The sequence below is a fragment of the Neorhizobium galegae genome, assembly GCF_021391675.1.
In the GTDB taxonomy this organism is placed as follows: domain Bacteria; phylum Pseudomonadota; class Alphaproteobacteria; order Rhizobiales; family Rhizobiaceae; genus Neorhizobium; species Neorhizobium galegae_B.
On record NZ_CP090095.1, the window covers coordinates 3176093 to 3195720 of the forward strand.

The window sequence follows — 19628 nt, forward strand, 5'->3', positions numbered from 1 at the left end:
GCCAGCATGTCGGAATTCAATGCCGTTACCGAGTTTCGAGCGTTTCCAAAGACTTGGGGCGCCGAATACGTCGCGGCCGGCGAGGTGCGGTTCCGGCTCTGGGCACCGGGCCAGGAGACCGTGACGCTGAGGCTGAACGGCGACGACACAGAGATGACCCGCACCGACGACGGCTGGTTCGAGCTGCTTGCCACCGGCATCACCCCAGGCGCCGAATATGCCTATGTGCTGGCCGACGGCATGGTCGTCCCCGACCCCGCCTCGCGGGGACAGAAGGACGGCGTCAACGGTCCCTCGCTGGTGATCGATCCGACCAGCTACACATGGCAGCATCCCGAATGGCAGGGCCGGCCGTGGGAAGAGACGGTCCTCTACGAAATCCACATCGGCACGTTCACCAACGAAGGCACGTTCAAGGCCGCGATCGAGAAACTGCCCTATCTGGCCGAACTCGGCATCACCATGATCGAGATCATGCCGATCGCTCATTTCGGCGGAAATCGCGGCTGGGGTTATGACGGCGTGCTCCTCTATGCGCCGCATGTCGCCTACGGCCCGCCGGAGGATTTCAAGGCCTTCGTCGACGCCGCCCATGGCCTCGGGCTGACCGTGGTGCTCGATCTCGTGCTGAATCACTTCGGCCCGGAGGGGAATTACCTGCCGCTGCTCGCGCCTGCGTTCTTCCATCCGGAAAAGATGACGCCCTGGGGTGCGGCAATCGCCTATGACGTCGAGCCGGTCCGGCGTTACATCTCCGAATGCGCGCTCTACTGGCTGGAGGAATTCCACCTCGACGGGCTGCGCTTCGACGCCATCGACCAGATCGACGATTCATCCGAAAAGCATGTACTGGTCGAAATCGCCGAGCGCATCCGCGCCGAGATCCCCGAACGCGCCATCCATCTGACGACCGAGGACGCCCGCAACGTCACGTTCCTGCATCCACGCGACGAGGACGGCAAGGCGCCGCTCTTCACCGCCGAATGGAACGACGACCTTCACAACGCCGTCCATGTCTTCGCGACCGGCGAGACGCATGCCTACTACAAGGACTTCGCCAAGGAGCCGGAGAAGCTGGTGGCGCGGGCGCTCGCCGAAGGCTTTGCCTATCAGGGCGAGGTCTCGCCGCAGACCGCCAAGAAACGCGGTGTTTCGAGCCTGGACCAGCCGCCGGTCGCCTTCGTGGATTTCATCCAGAACCACGACCAGGTGGGCAACCGCGCCGAGGGCGAAAGGCTGATCGAACTGGCAGGCGCCGACAGGGTGAAGCCGCTGCTCGCCATGCTTCTTCTGTCGCCGCATATTCCGCTGCTCTTCATGGGCGAGGAATATGGCGAGACCAATCCCTTCCTGTTCTTCACCGATTTCCACGGCGATCTCGCGAAAGCCGTGCGGGACGGCCGCCGCAAGGAGTTCGAGGGCCACGCGGGCCACGAGGGCGAGACCGTTCCCGACCCAAACGCCAAAAAGACCTTCGATGTCTCCAGGCTCGACTGGAAGAAGCTGGAATCGGCGGACGGCAAGGACTGGCTGGAGTTCACCAAGACGCTGCTGAAGCTGCGGCAGGATATCGTCGTTCCCCTGCTCGGCTCCGCGGGCGGTCGCTCCGGCAAGGTGCTGAGGACCGACAAGGGTTTCCTTGCCGTATCGTGGAATTTTCCGAAAGGCACGCTCTCCATGGCGATCAATATCGGCGAGAAGGCGCAGGCGCTGCCAGACCTGCCCGGCAAGGTGATCTTCGCATGGCCTGAACAGGCGAAGGACCTGCCGCCCAATTCCGTCCTCGTCCGCGCCGGAACCGCGGGAGACGCCGCATGATGATTCCGACCGCCACCTATCGCATCCAGTTCCGCAACGGCATGACCTTCGATCGGGCGAGCAGCCTGGTGCCCTATCTGAAGCGGCTCGGCATCAGCCACCTCTACGCCTCGCCGATCTTTACGGCCACGACCGGTTCCACCCACGGCTACGACGTGACCGACGCCAACGAGATCGACCCAGCGATCGGCGGCCGCGACGGTTTCGAGCGGATGATGAAGGCATTGAAGGCCGAGGGCCTTGGCCTGATCCTCGACATCGTCCCCAATCACATGGCCGCATCGCTCGAAAATCCCTGGTGGCGCGATGTCGTCGAGAATGGCGAAAAGAGCAGATATGCCCGCCATTTCGATATCGACTGGACCAGATCCCTGACGCTGCCCTTCCTTGGCGACACGTTCGAGAAGGTGCTGGCGGCGGGCGAGCTTGCCGTCAAGGCTGATCCGAAGACCGGCAAGCCGGCGCTCGCCTATTACGACACCTACTATCCGCTGGCACCGGCGAGTTACGCCGGCCGCCAGGAAGAGGTGCTGAAAGTCACCGATCACCCGGCGATTGCCAAACTGCACGACCAGCAGCCCTACCGGCTGATGTCCTGGCGGGATGCGCCCCGCGAACTCTCTTACCGACGTTTCTTCGAGATCACCGGGCTTGCCGGCATGCGGGTGGAGGACGGCACCGTGTTCGACGATACCCACCGGCTGATCCTCGAACTCGTCCATAGCGGCAAGGTCGACGGCCTGCGCGTCGATCATATCGACGGCCTTGCCGACCCGAAGGGCTATCTCGAGCGCCTGCGGCACGAGGCTGGGCCGGACTGCTACATCACCGTCGAGAAGATCCTCGGCGAAAGTGAGCAGATCCCCGCCGACTGGCCGATCTCCGGCACGACCGGTTATGAGTTCATCGCGGCCGTGAGTGACGCGCTGGTCGATGGCCGAAAGCTAGACGACCTTCGCGCCGCGTATGAAAAGGTTACCGGCCGGCCGATCGACATGGAAGCCGAACTCCGCACCGCGAAGCTCTTGATGGCCGACAACAATTTCGCCGGCGAGGTTTCGACGCTCTTGAATATCGCCATGCAGATCCAGCCCACGGAGGACCGCGAATCCGCCCTGTCGGAGGCGGCTGTGAAGTCGGCGCTGCGGGAGCTGCTGGTCGCTTTCCCGGTCTACCGCACCTATGGCACGCGGGAGGGCATTCCGCCCGAGGGCCGGGAGATGCTGGCAAAAGTTCTCGACAAGGTGGGCAACGACCCGAACCCGCCGGAGGCTACGGCGCTCGCCTTCCTCGAACGCATCCTGATCGGCGATGTCGAGCAGGCGGCGGCCGGCCAGGCGTCGATCTTCCGCACCCGGTTCCAGCAGCTCACCGGCCCGCTGATGGCGAAATCGGTGGAGGACACGCTGTTCTTCCGGCAGCACATGGCGCTGGCGCTGAACGAGGTCGGAGCCGAACCCCTGCCCCGCCCCTTCTCGCTCGACCGTTTCCACGCGGAAATGCAGACGCGGCTGGAAAGGCAGCCCGATGCGCTGTCGGGCACCTCGACCCATGACACCAAGCGCGGCGAGGATGCCCGTGCCCGGCTCTACGCGATCACCGAAGCACCCGAACTCTGGGCCGATGCCGTGACCCGCTGGCGCAAGATCAACGGCCATGCCGTCCAGGCACTCGACGACGGCCCCGCTCCGGAACCGGCGGTCGAATGGATGCTCTACCAGGCGCTCGCCGGCGCCTGGCCGAACGATCTCCATGCCGAAGACGCGGCGGGCCTCAAGGCACTGGAGACACGTTTCCTCGACTATGTCGAAAAGGCACTGCGCGAGGCGAAGCTGCGCACCAACTGGGGCGCCCCACATGAGACCTACGAGAAGGCGGTCCTGGAGTACGCCCGCACGCTTCCGTCACCTGACAACCAGGCTTTTCTGACGGACTTCACGGACACGCTGCGCCCTTTCATCCGCGCAGGCCTGGTGAACGGCGTCACCCAGACGATCATCAAGCTGACGGCGCCGGGCGTACCCGACATCTATCAGGGCAGCGAAGGCCTCGACCTCAGCCTCGTCGATCCGGACAACCGCCGCGAGCCAGATTTCGATAGGCTCCAGCAGCGACTGACGGAGAAGGAAAAGCTTGCCTCCACCGAGGAGGAGGAATGGCAGAGCGGCCGGCTGAAACAGCATGTCATCGCGACCCTGCTGCGCGTTCGCCAGGAGGCGCCGACGCTGTTTCGGCGGGGGGAATATCTGCCTCTTAGAGCGTCGGGCAAGCGCGCCGGCAACGTCATCGCCTTCGCCCGCGCGGACATGGACGACGCCTTCATCGTCATCGCCCCGCGGCTGGTGTTCAGTGCGCTGCATGCGGGCCTTGCCCCGTCTCGGTCCGAACGCTGGGCAGAAACGGAGATCATCCTGCCCGAAAGGCTCGGACACCGCCGCTACCGCGATGTCTGCACCTGCGAGGTCGTCGATCCCAAGGATCGTATCGCCGTCAACTGGGCGTTTGGCGACCACCCCTTCGCGCTCCTGCTGACGGAATAGTCCCGCTACTTTCCAAAGAGCTCACAAAGATAAGGCGCCGATCCTTCAGCGGACGGCGCCTTATCGATATCCTTCAGCCTTGCTTCTCACCGATCAGCCTATGCCGATGAAGGATAGGACGGCGAGAACGATAACGACGGCTCCAACGAGCCATACGATGCTGTTCATGACTGTCTCCTTTTCAGTTCGCTACAGGTGGAAGCAATGCTTCCGTTTGATTCCATTCAATAAATCAAGCAAACCCAACGAGATTCAGAACCGCGATGACGATGACGACCGCGCCGACCAACCAAACGATGCTGTTCATGACTTTCTCCTTTTGATGTCGTGAAATTGAACGGCGACAGGCGTAAAAGGTTCCGGTGAAACATGCCCGGAACAAACGCGCCTGGCATGTGTTGAACGAGCGTCCAGCGGAGTTCTGCTCCGCCAACAGGGTGGGGCAAAATGGCGGGTGAGAATATTCAGAACGGCATGACGGGCGGCAATACCAAACCACCACACATCGTCATCGTCGGCGCCGGTTTCGGCGGGCTTGCGACTGCCGGCGCGCTCGGCAACAGCGCCATCGACGTGACGGTCATCGACCGGCGCAACCACAATCTCTTCCAGCCGCTTCTCTATCAGGTCGCAACCGCCGCGTTGTCTCCCGCCGACATATCGGAGCCGATCCGCCGCACGCTCGGGCGTTTCAGAAACATCAACGTGATGCTGGCGGAAGTCACCGGCGTCGATGCGGTGGGCAAGACCGTGACGCTCGATAACGGCTCCACCGTCCCTTACGACCGCCTCGTCATCGCCACCGGCTCGGATTACAACTATTTCGGCCACGACGACTGGCGCGCCTGGGCGCCGGGGCTGAAAACCATCCACGAAGCAAGGCTGATCCGCCAGCGATTGCTGCTCGCCTTCGAGAAGGCCGAGCTGTCCCATGATCCGGAAGAAAAGAAGGCGCTGCTCACCAGCGTCATCATCGGCGGCGGTCCGACCGGCGTCGAAATGGCCGGCGCGATCGCAGAGCTCGGCCATTTCATGATCGCCCGCGACTTCCGCAAGCTGGAGCCCGATCATCTGCGGGTCATCCTCATCGAGGCCGGCCCGAAGATCCTCGCCACCTTTCCCGACAACCTCACCCAATATGCCATGAAGGCGCTGGAAAAGGCGGGCGTCGAGGTGATGACCAATCTGGCCGTCGAATCCGTCACCAAGGACGAGGTCATCGCCGGCTCGCAGCGTTTCCGCACCAGCTGCGTCATCTGGGGTGCGGGCGTCAAAGCCTCGCCCTCGGCCAGATGGCTCGGCATCGAAGGCAAGGCGGGCGGGCGCATTCCGGTCGAACCGGACCTCTCCATCACCGGCTTTCCGGATATTTTTGCGATCGGCGATACGGCGCTGGGCCTTGGCGAAGACGGCAAGCCACTGCCTGCCCTTGCCCAGGTCGCCAAGCAGCAGGGCCAGTACCTCGGCAAGGCGCTGCGGGCAAAACTTCTCGACGGCAAGCCGGCCGAATCTTTCCGCTTCCAAAATCGCGGCAATACGGCCGTCATCGGCCGCGATGCGGCGATCTTCGACTTCGGCAAGTGGACGCTGAAGGGCCGGCTCGCGTGGTTCCTCTGGGCGCTCGTCCACGTCTACCTGCTGGTCAATTTCGAAAAGCGCCTGCTCGTCAGCGTGCAATGGATCTGGCGTTACCTGACCCAGCAGCGCGGCGCCCGGCTGATCGACGAAAATGCCGCCACCTCAGTGCCGTCTTCCACGCAAAGGACCGAGACATGAACACCGCCAATCCGCAGCTCGAAGGCCTCTATCTCGCCGTTGCCGCGATCAACCGGCTCCTCGTCGAAAAAGGCGTCCTCTCCCACGAAGAAATCCAGGGCGCCCTGCAGGCGGCCGAACGCACGGTGCTTGCCGACGACAAGCCCCTCGCCGTGTCGACCTCCCATCAGAAAGCAATCGCCTTTCCGATCCGGCTCCTGCTTCTGGCAAACGAGGCGAGCGAACAGGGCACCAAATTCTGTTTCGAGGATCTGGCCCGGGAAGTCGGCCGCCGCACCTGAGAAAATCTGCCCGCCAAACATGAACGGCGGCGATCGAGACCGTGTTGACGATGGCGCTACCCGGCTTCATGTGGGGCACCGCTGCCTTGGTGAGATAGAACATCGCATGGATGTTGACCTCCGCCTCACGCCCCGGGGGTGATCGCTCCGTCGCCGCGCCGCAGGCGTTTCAGATGATTGACGATGCGAAGCGAGCTTGCGGCCCGTGCCGCCGAGGAATCCGAGCTCTTCGACAGGATCCGCAACATGTCCTCCGCCTCGTCTGCAGAGATGCTGCCCCGGGCGGCTAGGCCGTCGATCAGCATGAGCATCGCCCCCTCGACCGCGAGCGACCGTCGGTGCGTTTCCATTTCGATTTCATCGGCATCGGACATTGCAGGCTCCTTGAACTGTCACCTGCCGAATGGTTTGGGGAGAAGATTGTTCCTCATCATCCGGCCCGGTCTTGTCGCAAGCCTCGAAGTCCTGTCGGCAGTCAGCTGCCGTTCTGGGCGTCATTCCGCGATGACGCCCCCTTGTCGACCTTGCCGGGGCCTGCCTTGTAAAAATACTGGCTCGCGATCAGCCAGCCCTTCAGCGGCCGCATCGGCGCAAGGCAGGTGAGGAGCAGGAAAGGCAGCGAGATCAGCAGATGCACCCAGAATGGCGGCTGAAAACCGGTCTCGATCCAGACCGCAAGCGCAATGCTCGGAATGCAGCCGAAGCACATGACGAAAAAGGCGGGACCGTCTCCGGGATCGGCGAAGGAATAATCGAGGCCGCAGACCTCGCAAGCCGGCCGCATCGACAGAAAACCGTTGAACAGATGTCCCTGGCCGCAACGCGGGCAACGGCCGCGCGGGCCGGTGCTATGGGGAGGAAGAGGCGCCCAATTCGCGTCATGGGACATGGAAATCTGCCTTTCGTGACAGGAGACAAAACGTGTTTTCCGGGTATTTATCCGGCAGACATCTATAACAAGCCGTTCCCTGCCGGGCGCAATCTCGGCTTTTGAGGTTCGGCACGAAACTTCTGTCATCGATCTATGGCAGGCAGCTCCAAAACAATAGTGTGGCGTCGATCGAATCGCTGCCCTTCACCTTAGACGGTATTTCATGGCTTCAGAATTTTCAGGTCTCGGCATCGCCCATCAGGGCCGTTTCACCCGGCTGAAGTGGCATCGCCTGCGCCGCAGCTTCAAGGACCCGCTGTTTTCCGCCGGCGTCATGGCAGAGGGTTTTCGTCTTGGATCATCGAGCGAACTCGATCTGCGCGTCCGCGCCGATGGCGGCTTCGTCGTGCTGCACGACGAGGAGCTCGAAGGTGAAACCACCGGCCACGGCCTCATCCGTGAGACCTTGCCCGAAACCATTCGCGGCCTGACGCTTTTGCAGGGCGGCCATTCGCCGATCCTCAGCGAGGATCTCGCGACGATGCTTCAAACAGCTCATCCTGACGCCCTGCTGCAGTTCGACATGAAGGACGAACTTGAGGTGATCGGCGCACGCGGCATGGATCACCTCGCCGATCATTTCGGCAATGCCGGCTCCTCGATCATCGTCAGCGGCGCCGATCTCGATCTTGTCGTCGCCGTCAAGCGGAGACTGCCGGACCTCAAGCGCGGCATCGACCCCACCGGCAAGCTCATGGAGATCTATCGCCATCAGGGCCCGAAGGCCGTTGAAACGGGTCTGCGCGCCGATATCGCCGGCCCGACCGAGCCGGACACGATCTATCTCGCCTGGCAGCTGGTGCTGCAGGCCGCCAAAGACGGGCTCGACCTGATCGGCCTCTGCCACGATGCCGGCAGGCTCGTCGACGCCTGGACCTTCAACCTCAAGAACCCGGACGCCGGTTTCGACGAGGCCGAAGCCCGCAGCTTCTCCGCCCTGATGGCGCTGAAGCCGGATCAGATCACCACCGACGAACCGGTCGCCACCGAACGTGCCTGGGCGGGCATCTCCGGTTGAAGTTCATCAATCGTCGAACCCGAACGGATCGCGAAACACCCGTCGGCTGACCAGCCTGAGACTGCGGTCCGGCTGGATGATGTAATTTTCCTCGACCCGCTGGCCGAGTTCGTTGCGGAATTCGTGCGGCACGACGCTGCCGATCGGCGACTTGGTGAGCTTGGTGCGCGGCTGGCCACGATAGGTGATGCTGCCGGGGATTGGCCGGATGCCCGGCCCGATGTCGATTGCGCCGGTGGTTCCGCCGCCGTCCGTGCTGCAGCCGGCAAGCGCGATCACGAGACCGGTTATGGCGATGATGTTTCTCATGGGTTGATCCTTCCCGATGTCCCGCTGACGCGGTGGACTCACTGAACTTCGCGGATATGCGGGAGGTTCCATACCACCTGCCGAGCCGATAATTCCTCTACCCATCGCCAAAATATCCGATACATCTGTGGGCCGCCAGTAACGCAATGGGGAGAATGACGGCCGTGACGAAAACCTTTGGAGCGATGTCGATCGCCGAGCTTTCCGCGCTCATCCAGATGGGCAGGGTCGATCCCGTCGAAGTCACGGAATCGGTGCTGGCCGGCATCAAGGCCTACCCCGACAAGGCCGTGTTCATCTCGCTTCTCGAAGATCGCGCCCTCGCGGAAGCGCAGGCATCCTCGAAGCGCGTGAAGGAAGGCCGCTCGCTCGGCCTGCTCGATGGCATCCCGATCGCCTGGAAGGACCTCTTCGACATCGAGGGACTGCCGACCACCGCCGGCTCGAAAGTCCTGAAGAAGGCCGCTCCCGCTGCGAAGGACGCCGCAATCGTCGACCTGCTGAAACAGGCGGGCATGGTCGCGGTCGGCCGCACCAACATGAGCGAATTCGCCTTTTCCGGCATCGGCATCAATCCGCATTACGGCACGCCGCACAATCCGCATGGCAAGGACGCGCCGCGCATTCCCGGCGGCTCCTCCTCCGGCTCGGCCGTCGCGGTCGCGGCAGGCCTGGTGCCGGTCGGGATGGGCACCGATACCGGCGGCTCGATCCGCATCCCGGCGGGCTTCAACGGCATCGTCGGTTACAAGGCGACCCGCGGCCGTTATGCGATGAACGGCGTCTATCCGCTGGCGACCAGCCTCGACTCGCTCGGCCCGCTCTGCCGCACGGTGCAGGATGCGGTCTGGGTTGATGCGGCCATGCGCGGGCTTGCAGTACCGCAGACGGCCCGCCAACCGGCCCGACCCCTCGATATCGTCATCCCCACCAATATCGTCCTCGACGGCGCCGAGCCGGGCGTGGTGGCCGCCTTCGAAGCGGCGATCGAGCGCCTTGCAAAGGCCGGAGCCAGGATCGCCCGCCTCGCCTTTCCAACCTTCGACGAACTTCCGAAGCTGATGGTGAAATACGGCCCGATGGTGACCGCCGAAGCCTTCGCCCTGCATCGCGAGAAGCTGTCGGGACCGGATGCCGAGGAGATGGACCACCGGGTCGTCGCACGCACCCGCCTCGGCGAAAAGACCAGCCTGTCCGATTATATCGCCATCGTCGAAAACCGCGCCCGGATGATTGCCGAAACCGAGGCACTGATCGGCGACCGCTTCGTCGCCATGCCATCGGTCGCCCACGTAGCCCCGCCGATCGCACCGCTCGAAAGGGACGACGAGCTGTTCTTTGCCACCAACGGCAAGACGCTGCGCAATACGGGCTTCGGCAACTTCCTCGACTGGTGCGGCGTCTCGATCCCCTGCGGCAGCGGCGATGCCGGCATGCCGGTCGGCTTCCTGCTGTCCGCCAATGCCAATTGCGATGAAACATTGCTACAGGCCGCGATGGCCCATGAGGAAATCATCCGAGGGTAGGATCGGCTCCAGCTGACATCGGTGTCTCGGCAAAGCCGGAAAAACGTGCCAGGCGCGCCGCATGGAAGAGTTGCCTCCTTGCGCAGCGAACTAAGGAACCGTTTCCCCGTAACCGGGACCGCGGCAGTTGCCTTTTGCTTGTTCCAATATCCTCGAGAGCCTAGCCTCTCCCCTGGATTTTGAGGAAAGCGGCGCATCATGCAACTCGATTTGAACGGCAAGACGGCATTGATCACGGGCGGCTCCAAGGGCATCGGCCTCGCCTGCGCCCAATCCCTTTTGTCCGAAGGCGCACGCGTCGTCATCTGTTCGCGTTCCCAGGCGAATATCGACGCGGCTCTGGCAAAACTGCCCGGCGCGATCGGCTTCACGGCCGATCTGATATCGGAAAACGAGGCGCTGACGCTCGTCGACAAGATCGAAGCCGAAGTGGGAGCGCTGGATATTCTCGTCAACTGCGCCGGAGCTGCGCGCCGCACGCCGCCCCAGGAGCTGAGCCCGGCCCACTGGCGGGCTGCGATGGATGCCAAGTATTTCTCCTACATCAACGTCATCGATCCGGTGGTCAAACAAATGGCTGCGCGACGGGCAGGTGTGATCGTCAATGTCATCGGCGGCGGCGGCAAGGTTGCATCGCCGATCCACCTTCCGGGCGGGGCCGCCAACGCGGCGCTGATGCTGGCGACCGTCGGCCTTGCAAACGCCTACGCCGCCAGCGGGTTGCGCATCGTCGGCATCAATCCCGGCAATACCGAAACGGAGCGGGTAACCGAGGGCCTTCGGGCAGAGGCCACTCTCCATGGCATCAGCGAACAGGCGGCCCTCGAAAAACTGGTCCAGCGCATCCCCCTCGGCCGCATGGCGACCCCTGACGAGATCGCCAACGTCGTCACCTTCCTGAGTTCGTCGAAGGCAAGCTACGTCACCGGGGTCGTGATCGGCATGGACGGCGCCCTCAACCCGATCGTCGTCTGACGGAAACTCTCGGACCCGGCGTGCGCCGGTGCCGGTAAGCCAAGGGTCGCATCAATGAGCTGCGACCGCGATGCCTTCCACTCATTTCCCTATTTCAGCCACTAGAGATGCAGGCCGATAACATGAGCAGCAATTCCGAGTTCCTCTGGTATATCCCGAACGACGTCAAGGCCGGCCATCGCGGCGATTCCTCAACCGAGAACCACAACAGCCTGGAGACCCTGACCAGCCACGCCAAGGCGCTGGAGGAGCACGGCTGGAAAGGCGCGCTCGTCGGTACCGGCTGGGGCCGGCCGGATACGTTCACCATCGCAACCGCTCTTGCCGCCCGCACCACCGCCTTCGAGCCGCTGATCGCCATCCGCCCGGGTTATTGGCGGCCGGCGAACTTCGCCTCTGCCGCGGCGACGCTCGACCACCTGAGCGGCGGCAGGGTGCGGGTCAACATCGTCTCGGGTCAGGACAACCTCGCCGCCTATGGCGACAGCGAGGGCGATCAGGCGCATCGTTATGCCCGTACCAAGGAATTCATGCGGCTGGTCCGCCGGCTGTGGACCGAGGAGAACGTCACGTTCAAGGGCGAGCATTTCCAGGTCACCGGTTCCACGATCGAGCCTCGCCTCCAACCCCGCGGCGACCGCAAGCACCCGAAACTCTACTTCGGCGGCGCTTCCGAAGCCGCCGAGCGGGTGGCCGCGACGGAAGCCGATATCCAGCTTTTCTGGGGCGAACCGCTCGACGGCGTGCGGGAGAGGATCGAACGGCTGAAGACGCTGAGCAGGCAACTCGACCGCGACCTTCCTCCTCTTCAATTCGGGCTGCGGATCACCACCCTCGTCCGCGACACGACGGAACAGGCCTGGGCCGATGCCGAGGCCAAGGTCGCCGAGATGGCCAAGGGCAAGGCCGGCAACTGGAACGACCACGGAAAGCCGGTCGCCGTCGGCCAGCGCCGGCTGCTCGAATTGCACGAGCGGGGCGACGTCCTCGACGACAACCTCTACACGGCGCCCGGCAAATTCGGCGGCGGCGGCGCCGGCACCACCTGGCTCGTCGGTTCAGCCGAAGACGTCGCCCGTTCGCTGCGCAGATACGAGGATCTCGGCATCACCCATTTCGTGCTCTCCGACACGCCTTATCTCCAGGAGATCAAGCGGCAGGGCGACCAACTGCTCCCGCTGTTGCGCGGTTGAAGCGCGACGGCGGTTGACCGCTGGAACCAGCCGCCTCTCCTCCGCCGTCGGGCCTCCAGGCCAAACGTTATCTCACCGAAGACGACCGGGCATTCTTCGACTGAGGCCGCCCCGCCGACCGCGGTTCCCCATTGCCCAGAAAAAGCAACAGCTCCGGAAGCATCGTACCGGAGCTTTTTGATGTGGCCGCGGGACAGAAACGCAGGCTTCCGAAGGTGGCCAGACAATTTCAGTGAGTCTCGATCATACCTTTGGATAGGGGCACAAGTCCCCTTGTCCAATAGTCTGACCGCCCGCCTCGGCGTTAGACTCTGATCATCGACGAAGTACACCGAGAATGGGGGAGACTTAGGATGCAGATCCCACAACCCGCGAAGGCGCCGCCTGCCAACCCTTCGGCAAAGCGCACCGACGTTTCAAGATATCGGACCTCGGAGATCGACCTCGAAGGACTTGTCGCCAGACAGGTCCCGCGAGATCCCGACCAGTCCGAACCGGCCCCCAACCTCCGTCAAATCGCCGTTGGCGGCCTGGCCCCGTGGCAAATGCGCAATGTGCAGGCCTATGTCGACTTGTATCTCCGCTCGACAATCCGCGTCGAGGCGTTGGCCGGCCTCTGCAACCTGAGCAGCGGCCATTTCCAGCGGGCTTTCAAGGCAAGCCTTGGCGAGACGCCGCACAAATACGTCACCCGCAGGCGCATGGAATTGGCTTGCCGGATGATGGCCGGCACAGATGAACCTCTCTGCCGGATCGCCCTGGAATGCGGCATGACCGACCAGGCGCATCTTACCAACAGCTTCCGCCGTCTTTACGGAATTGCTCCCAATGCATGGCGAAAGCGCATGCTGCTCGAAAGGTCTGGGCATGGCGTCCCCGAGAAGGCCGTTGCTCCGCTCAACTGACAAATAAGAGACGCTGCGCGAGAGCCGTGAACTTCGTTGCCTTTGACCGTGCGCGTTATTCGGGACTGCCGTGACTAATGGCAGTTGCCTGCGACCATACGGCAAGCCAGCGGCCGTCGCGATACTCGTAGCTGTCGGTATGCCAATAGCCGCTGAGGGGCACGTGATGCCCGCCGAAAACGACGGCCAGCCGTGCCCGGTAGCGAATGACGGCCGCAGGACCGTAAAGACGGACGGCGATTTCCTCCGGTTCCCAGCTGAGATATTTGATGTGTCCGGATGCGATCGCACCGAGATATTGGTCCCGCGACAGAACGGCGCCGATCGGCGTGATCAGCTGGAAATCCGCCGCGTGATGGGCTTGCGCCGCGGCCACGTCGCCGCTGACCAACGCGCTGAGCCTTGCCCGTTCGGTCTGGCGGATTTGGTCTTCTTCGGTAGCAATGTCGCGAGTCACGGGCGTCTCCAGGTTTTCAGGACAAGCAGGGTTCGGCGGCGGCAGAGGGCCTTCCAGCCAAACCTGCGGCAGATAGACCCCGATCAGTCGGGCGCCATCTCAAATGGACATATGGATCAAAAATGTCTAATCGTCTTTTGACCAATAAGACGCCGAGTGTCAATATGTCCAGATGAACGAAACCGATTCCAAGACAGACCTCATTCTCGATGCCGCCCTGCCCGTCTTCGTCCGTTTCGGATTTCGAAAGACGACCATGGCCGATATTGCGCGTGCCGCGAAGATATCGCGGGCCTCGCTCTATCTCTGCTTCAGCAGCAAGGAAGAACTGTTTCGGGCCGGGTCGAAGCGCGCGCATTCCAGGACGATGAACGACGTCACGGCGGCGCTCGATCGCCCCGGCAGCGTCTTCGACCGCATGACGGCTGGCATTCGCGCCTTCCAGGAAGGGCTGATCGCGCCATTCGGGGGTAGCCATAATGCTGATGAGCTTTTCGCCGCCAGCAACGAACTGGCGCGCGACATCGCGCTGGAGGCTCGGGCAAGGCTGCTGGACTTACTGATCACGGCGTTGAGCGAAGCCGAGAAAAACCGGGAGATCGACCTCACCGCCCTGCAAACTCAAGCCACGGAGCTGGCCGCACTGGTGGTCGCGGCGATGGATGGGATCAAGCACACGCATGGCACCGGGCCGGAGTTTGAGGGCGGCATCCGTTTGTTCATGGCGCTGTTGAAACTGGGCACCGCCCCGCGGCTCGGCCGAACTGATCCCTGAACACATCAGGGCTCGAGGTTCTGCCAGCGTGAGAGACAGTTTCAGGTTATTCCCATGAGGTTGAATGGTAGCGGGAGGCAGAATTGAACTGCCGACCTCAGGGTTATGAATCCTGCGCTCTCACCAACTGAGCTACCCCGCCACAGGGATTGCGGAAGTTCCGGCGTGGCCGGTTCCGCTTTGGTCGTGCGGCTTATAAGTCCCCCGTCACCAAAGTGTCAAGCAGGGTCTGGGCAAAAAACCGGCGGCAATTTCGCCGTAACCGGCAAGTGCCGGCTTCAGGCCGCGACGGGCGTCGAAAGCAGGGTCTTCAGAGCGATTTCGGCCTCGGCCGCCCGTTCCGAACGCTCGATGAAACCGCCGCCATAGACGCGCGCATCCGCACCTTCGGCCGAATAGAGCACGCAGGCCTGGCCTGGCGCGACGCCCGCCTCGCCGATCGCAAGATCGACATAGATGCCATGGCTGTCACAGTGGATGGTTGCCGGCGTCGGCGGGCGCGTCGAGCGCACCTTGGCGAAACAGGCAAAACCGCCCTTCACATCCTCAGCGAGCGCCCCGTCGCCGATCCAGTTGACGTCGCGCAGGTAGACGCGGTGCGTATCGAGCGCTTCCTTCGGTCCGACGATCACCCGGCGCGAACGGGCATCGAGATAAACGACGTAGAGCGGCTCGCCGGTGGCGATGCCGATACCGCGGCGCTGGCCGATCGTATAATGCACGATACCCTCGTGGCGGCCGAGCACGCGCCCGTCCATATGCACGATATCGCCGGCGAGTGCCGCGTTCGGCTTCACCTTGTTGATGATGTCGGCGTATTTGCCTTGCGGCACGAAACAGATGTCCTGGCTGTCCGCCTTCTTGGCGACCACGAGGCCCATCTCTTCGGCAAGCTCGCGCACCTGCGCCTTCGACATGCCGCCGAGCGGGAAGCGCAGGTAGTCGATCTGCTCCTGGGTCGTCGCGAACAGGAACCAGCTCTGGTCGCGGTCGCTGTCGATCGGGCGAAACAGCGCGCGGCGGTTCGGGTTGCCCACGGAAGGATTGGCGGAGGAGCGGATATAGTGGCCGGTCGCCAGCGCATCGGCGCCGAGATCCTTGGCGGTCGCCAGCAGATCGGCGAACTTGACCGTCTGGTTGCAGGCAACGCAGGGGATCGGCGTTTCGCCCATCGCATAGGCTTCCGCGAACGGATTGATCACCGTTTCCCGGAACCGCTTTTCGTAGTCGAGGACGTAATGGGGAATGCCGAGCGTTTCGGAAACACGCCGCGCATCGTCGATGTCCTGGCCGGCGCAGCACGAGCCGGCGCGGTGCACGGCCGCGCCATGATCATAGAGCTGCAGCGTGATGCCGAGCACGTCATAACCCTGGCGTTTGAGCAGACCTGCGACGACGGAGGAATCCACTCCCCCCGACATGGCAACGACAACACGTGTGTCTTCCGGCCTCTTGTCAAAATCCAGCGTATTCACGAGTAACTCTCTCGGTCTCTCAAGCGCCGGTCCATGATGGGAGGGCGACATGTTCAGGGCCTGCGGCGGGATCGGCCGTCGGAGGCAATTCTTGCCGGATATAGAAAGGATTTGCGGCCTGCGCAAGGAGGAGCGCGAATCGCAGGCACGGCGCGTGCAGGAACGGACAAGGCCTCAACCGCGAAGACCGATGCAGTTTCCCCATGGATCGCGGACCTGACACATGCGCAGGCCGCTCTGGATGTCGATCGGTCCCCGATAAAGCGTCGCGCCAATCGCGGTGAAATGCTCGACCGCCGCGTCAAGATCATCGACCTGCCAATAGACGACGGATCCGCTGGCGCCGCTTCCCACCTTCTCGTCAGCCGCCACGATCTCGAGGCAGATCCCGCCGACATCGAGGAACTGAAATTCGAAAGCCTCAAGGTGACGCCGCACCGATTGCGGGAAAGCGGCCTGATACCAGTCCAAAGCCCGTGCAACATCCGCGACATGGACAAGGATGGCGCATATCGGCTTTGCTTCGGGGTTCAATGCGATCGACCAGTGGAGGTTTGCATGGCCGACTGTCTATGCCCATGGAATGGTTTTGTAAAACACTTGGGCCTGTCCCGCCGGGATTCAGCGCCTGAAAAGCAGCTTGCTCGAAGCCGGGAGGTCGGGATTCAAGATTGCAGCGCGCCGTGCCGTACGGCCTTGCCGGCAGCCGTCCTGACGCCGCTGGCCACACCTTCCGCCCGCACCCGCGGCAGGCTTGCCGGATATTCGCGCTGGATGAAGTCGATGATCTTTTCGCGCACCTCGCATCGCAGGTCGAAGGTTCGCGGAGCATTGGAGGCCGAGACGAGGATGCGGATCTCCATGACGTTTTCCCTGAAATCCGTCACCTGCACGGCCACCACCCGCTTGTCCCAGAGCTTTGACGTTGCGGCAATCTCCTCGACCTTGCGACGAACCGCATTCACCGGAACCGAATAGTCGAGATAGATCATCACCGTGCCGATCAGTTCCGAACTGTCGCGCGTCCAGTTCTGGAACGGGTTTTCGATGAAATAGCTAAGCGGCAGGATCATCCGCCGCCAGTCCCACAGTTTCACCACCACATAGGTCGAGGTGATCTCCTCGACATTGCCCCACTCGCCCTCGACAATCAGCGCGTCGTCGATGCGGATCGGCTGGGTGATGGCGAGCTGGATGCCCGCGAAAATGTTCTTCAGCACCGGCTGCAGAGCAAGGCCCAGCACGACACCCGCCACGCCGGCGGAGGCGAGCAGGCTGACGCCGTATTGCTGCACCGCCGGAAAGGTCATCAGCATCGCGGCGATGGTGATCGCCACGATCATGACGCTCGCGATCCGTTCGGCGATCCGCGATTGGGTGACATGGGTGCGGGCGAGCAGATTGTCTTCCGCATCCAGCTTGAAGCGGCGCAGATAGACGATCATCCACACATGCAGGGCGATCTTAAGCATCCAGCCGACGACGACGATGAAGCCGAGCAGCAGCAGGTGACGTATCACGTCTCCCTGCCCGGCACTGAGAGGAGCGATGGTCGCGCCGAGCGACAGCGTCCAGGTGAGGATCGCCAGCCGCATCGGCCGCCGCGTACGCGACACCAGCGACCGCCAGAACAGGTCCCGGTTCTCCACCAGCCGCGTCAGAAAGCGAAATCCGAAGCGCTGGATCGCAAGGCCGATCAGAAATGCGACGGCCATGACACCACAACTGACGAGCCAGTCCGGCAGCCAGGCCGTATCATTCCGGAATTCCTGAATGAAGCGTTCCATGCCCCCTCAGCTAGGGTGCGATGCAGCATCGAAAAGAGCGGCCGCAAAAATTTCATGATTTGGGAGCCTTCTGGGCGTGGGGTGATTTGTGGCAACAGGGCGATCAGGGACGGAGAGACGATGCAATTCGACCTCATGCGCTTTGTCGACGCGCAGGCGCCTGTCTATGCGCGCGTCATCGGCGAGCTGCGCGACGGCAAAAAGCGCTCCCACTGGATGTGGTACGTCTTCCCCCAGGTCGCGGGGCTCGGTTTTTCGATCATGTCCCAGCGTTTCGCAATCGGCTCGAGGGCGGAGGCGACGGCCTATCTGGAACATCCCCAGCTTGGCCCCAGGCTCATCGAATGCACCGAAGCGATGCTCTCCCATCCCGGTCTTTCGGCGCACGCGATCCTCGGCTCGCCCGACGACATGAAATTCAAGAGCTCGATGACGCTGTTCGAGGCGGTCAGCAAAAAGGGCTCGCCTTTCGAGCGAGCCCTTGAGCAGTTCTTTGACGGCGAGCGCGACGAAAAGACCGTCGCGCTGCTTCGAAATTAAGCGGCCGCCTGGATCGCCGAAAGCTGCCAGTCGTTGGCGGGCTTGCGCACGAAGGTCCAGACTTCGACGGTTTCGGTCACCGCGTTCGGATCGCCTTCGGCGACTGCGCCGGTATTGCGGTCCTTCATGTAGTCGACGCTCGAGTAGCGCATCGCGACGGTCGCATAGTCCTGGCCGTTTTCGCGCCAGGCCTCCGAAAGGTCGCCCTGCAGCAGCTTCACGTCCTTCACCTCGTTCTTGACGCCATTGGTGGCGTTCTCGCCGAGTTCTTCCGCCAGATAGGACATCGCCTCCGGCGTCGTGAGGCTGCGCAGCTTGGCATAGTCCTCTTCGCCATAAGCCGACTGAACATTGGTCAACAGCTTCTCGAACTGATCGAGGTCGCGGTTGGTGATGCCGATCTCGTCCGTCTGGGGTCCGGCCTGGCGCGGCGCGGCATTGGAACCGCCTCCGAAACCACCCTGACCACCGCCGCCCAGCGACCCGATCTTCGGAATCTGGAAGGACGAGGTATTCTGGCTCGGCGCCTCATAGGCGTTGCGCGGCTGACCAAAGCCGGTCTTCACTCCGCCCACCGGACCGCCGGCCGTCTGCTGACGGCGGGCGAACCAACGAAACGCCAGCATGGCGAGACCACCGATCAGCGCGATCTGCAGCAACATGCCGAGCATGCCGGCCATGCCACCGAAACCGGTGCCCATGAACATGCCGATCAGGCCGCCAAGGGCGAGACCGCCGAGCAGACCGCCGAACATGCCACCGAACAGGCCTCGACGAGGCTGTGCCGCCTGCTGGCCAAGGCCGTTCTGCGGCGTCGTGGCGTTCTGCTGCGTATTGGGCGTCATCGTCCGGTTGATGCCGGTCGGCGCCGTGGGCGCTGTATTGGTGGTCGCCGGAGCCGAGAACGTGCGCGTGCCGCGGCTGCCGAAACCACCGCTGGCGCGGCGCGCCTCAGCCATGTCCACGGCGGTCAAGGAAACCGCCATTCCGATCGCCAGGATCGCGAACAGGTTCTTGAAACGCCGAAGGTTGGATAACATCGTTTTCTCCTCATAAACCGCTCAAGCGCGGTATTCCCTGTTTATATAGAGAGGCGGCCTTCAGGATTTTAGGCCCGCCCTCATTTTTTCCCGTCGAAGTAGATAACGGAGTTTGAAACGGGAACCAAGCATCAAAAATACAATCATAACGAGAAATTCCTCATATCAGCCTGCGACATCCAGGCGCGGGCCTCCGCGCCGAAAGATGATCCGCAAACCATATTGCGCCGCATGCGGAATACCATTACCTCTTGGTGAGGCACACAAACAAAGGAGGTTGCC

At 62.8% G+C, this 19628-nt stretch carries 19 protein-coding genes, 1 tRNA gene and 1 pseudogene; 11 read left to right on the forward strand and 10 right to left on the reverse strand.

The genetic code is table 11. From position 1 onward, the window contains the following. Positions 1-6: 6 nt before the first annotated feature. The 4 genes from treZ to LZK81_RS15840 all read left to right on the forward strand — a co-directional run bounded on the left by treZ (position 7) and on the right by LZK81_RS15840 (position 6415). Positions 7-1818 carry a malto-oligosyltrehalose trehalohydrolase gene (treZ, locus tag LZK81_RS15825; protein WP_233953877.1) on the forward strand — a complete coding sequence of 604 codons (1812 nt, stop codon included), beginning with the start codon at positions 7-9 and terminating at the stop codon, positions 1816-1818. Further along, positions 1815-4358, forward strand: a complete 2544-nt coding sequence (gene treY / locus LZK81_RS15830) for a malto-oligosyltrehalose synthase (RefSeq protein ID WP_233953878.1) — start codon at positions 1815-1817, stop codon at positions 4356-4358. Before treZ ends, treY begins: the two co-directional genes overlap by 4 nt. A gap of 447 nt (positions 4359-4805) precedes the next feature. Then, positions 4806-6134 (forward strand): NAD(P)/FAD-dependent oxidoreductase, encoded by a 1329-nt coding sequence (locus LZK81_RS15835; RefSeq protein ID WP_233953879.1) that lies wholly within the window; start codon positions 4806-4808, stop codon positions 6132-6134. Next, the gene (locus tag LZK81_RS15840; protein WP_046610083.1) at positions 6131-6415 is read left to right on the forward strand and encodes a hypothetical protein; all 285 of its coding nucleotides are present in this window, start codon (positions 6131-6133) and stop codon (positions 6413-6415) included. Before LZK81_RS15835 ends, LZK81_RS15840 begins: the two co-directional genes overlap by 4 nt. A 31-nt stretch (positions 6416-6446) precedes the next feature. Here LZK81_RS15840 and LZK81_RS15845 read toward each other — a convergent pair. From LZK81_RS15845 to LZK81_RS15855, 3 genes and pseudogenes are all read right to left on the reverse strand, one after another. Next, positions 6447-6536 (reverse strand): annotated as a pseudogene (locus LZK81_RS15845) (NAD(P)-dependent oxidoreductase); the annotation flags it as partial. Between the two features lie 4 nt (positions 6537-6540). Then, positions 6541-6789 carry a hypothetical protein gene (locus LZK81_RS15850; protein WP_046603594.1) on the reverse strand — a complete coding sequence of 83 codons (249 nt, stop codon included), beginning with the start codon at positions 6787-6789 and terminating at the stop codon, positions 6541-6543. A 101-nt stretch (positions 6790-6890) separates the two neighbouring features. Further along, the gene (locus LZK81_RS15855; protein WP_233953880.1) at positions 6891-7304 is read right to left on the reverse strand and encodes a DUF983 domain-containing protein; all 414 of its coding nucleotides are present in this window, start codon (positions 7302-7304) and stop codon (positions 6891-6893) included. 205 nt (positions 7305-7509) lie between these two features. On the opposite strand from LZK81_RS15855, the gene LZK81_RS15860 reads away from it, so the two are divergent. Further along, positions 7510-8364, forward strand: a complete 855-nt coding sequence (locus tag LZK81_RS15860; RefSeq protein ID WP_233953881.1) for a glycerophosphodiester phosphodiesterase — start codon at positions 7510-7512, stop codon at positions 8362-8364. Positions 8365-8370: 6 nt separating this feature from the next. On the opposite strand, the gene LZK81_RS15865 is transcribed toward LZK81_RS15860, so the two are convergent. After that, entirely contained in the window at positions 8371-8673 is a 303-nt protein-coding gene (locus LZK81_RS15865) for a hypothetical protein (RefSeq protein WP_233953882.1), read from the reverse strand. A 164-nt stretch (positions 8674-8837) separates the two neighbouring features. On the opposite strand from LZK81_RS15865, the gene LZK81_RS15870 reads away from it, so the two are divergent. The 4 genes from LZK81_RS15870 to LZK81_RS15885 all read left to right on the forward strand — a co-directional run bounded on the left by LZK81_RS15870 (position 8838) and on the right by LZK81_RS15885 (position 13272). After that, positions 8838-10199: an amidase gene (locus tag LZK81_RS15870; protein ID WP_233953883.1), complete on the forward strand. Its 1362-nt coding sequence runs from the start codon at positions 8838-8840 to the stop codon at positions 10197-10199. Between the two features lie 198 nt (positions 10200-10397). Then, on the forward strand, positions 10398-11174 hold the full coding sequence (locus LZK81_RS15875; RefSeq protein WP_233953884.1) for an SDR family NAD(P)-dependent oxidoreductase: 777 nt from the start codon (positions 10398-10400) through the stop codon (positions 11172-11174). Between the two features lie 122 nt (positions 11175-11296). After that, positions 11297-12367 (forward strand): LLM class flavin-dependent oxidoreductase, encoded by a 1071-nt coding sequence (locus tag LZK81_RS15880; protein ID WP_233953885.1) that lies wholly within the window; start codon positions 11297-11299, stop codon positions 12365-12367. Between the two features lie 353 nt (positions 12368-12720). After that, a complete protein-coding gene (locus LZK81_RS15885) occupies positions 12721-13272 on the forward strand; it encodes a helix-turn-helix domain-containing protein (protein WP_233953886.1) in 552 nt (183 codons plus the stop codon). 55 nt (positions 13273-13327) lie between these two features. Here LZK81_RS15885 and LZK81_RS15890 read toward each other — a convergent pair whose 3' ends face one another. After that, the gene (locus LZK81_RS15890) at positions 13328-13729 is read right to left on the reverse strand and encodes a nuclear transport factor 2 family protein (RefSeq protein WP_233953887.1); all 402 of its coding nucleotides are present in this window, start codon (positions 13727-13729) and stop codon (positions 13328-13330) included. 172 nt (positions 13730-13901) lie between these two features. Between LZK81_RS15890 and LZK81_RS15895 the strand changes: the two genes are divergently transcribed. Continuing rightward, the gene (locus LZK81_RS15895) at positions 13902-14504 is read left to right on the forward strand and encodes a TetR/AcrR family transcriptional regulator (protein ID WP_046603589.1); all 603 of its coding nucleotides are present in this window, start codon (positions 13902-13904) and stop codon (positions 14502-14504) included. A 65-nt stretch (positions 14505-14569) separates the two neighbouring features. Here the strand turns inward: LZK81_RS15895 and LZK81_RS15900 are convergent. From LZK81_RS15900 to LZK81_RS15915, 4 genes are all read right to left on the reverse strand, one after another. Next, positions 14570-14646: transfer RNA gene (locus LZK81_RS15900), tRNA-Met, on the reverse strand. Between the two features lie 136 nt (positions 14647-14782). After that, positions 14783-15979 (reverse strand): tRNA 2-thiouridine(34) synthase MnmA, encoded by a 1197-nt coding sequence (gene mnmA, locus LZK81_RS15905; RefSeq protein ID WP_046603588.1) that lies wholly within the window; start codon positions 15977-15979, stop codon positions 14783-14785. Positions 15980-16153: 174 nt separating this feature from the next. Further along, positions 16154-16513 carry a VOC family protein gene (locus LZK81_RS15910; RefSeq protein WP_233953888.1) on the reverse strand — a complete coding sequence of 120 codons (360 nt, stop codon included), beginning with the start codon at positions 16511-16513 and terminating at the stop codon, positions 16154-16156. 131 nt (positions 16514-16644) lie between these two features. Beyond that, positions 16645-17766, reverse strand: a complete 1122-nt coding sequence (locus LZK81_RS15915) for a mechanosensitive ion channel family protein (RefSeq protein WP_046603587.1) — start codon at positions 17764-17766, stop codon at positions 16645-16647. Positions 17767-17886: 120 nt separating this feature from the next. Here LZK81_RS15915 and LZK81_RS15920 point away from each other — a divergent pair, with 120 nt between their 5' ends. After that, complete coding sequence (locus LZK81_RS15920; protein ID WP_233953889.1) at positions 17887-18306, forward strand: DUF1810 domain-containing protein; 420 nt, start codon at positions 17887-17889, stop codon at positions 18304-18306. Here the strand turns inward: LZK81_RS15920 and LZK81_RS15925 are convergent. After that, positions 18303-19346 carry a Tim44 domain-containing protein gene (locus LZK81_RS15925; protein ID WP_233953890.1) on the reverse strand — a complete coding sequence of 348 codons (1044 nt, stop codon included), beginning with the start codon at positions 19344-19346 and terminating at the stop codon, positions 18303-18305. The two genes, LZK81_RS15920 and LZK81_RS15925, sit on opposite strands and share 4 nt — an antisense overlap. Between the last annotated feature and the right edge of the window lie 282 nt (positions 19347-19628).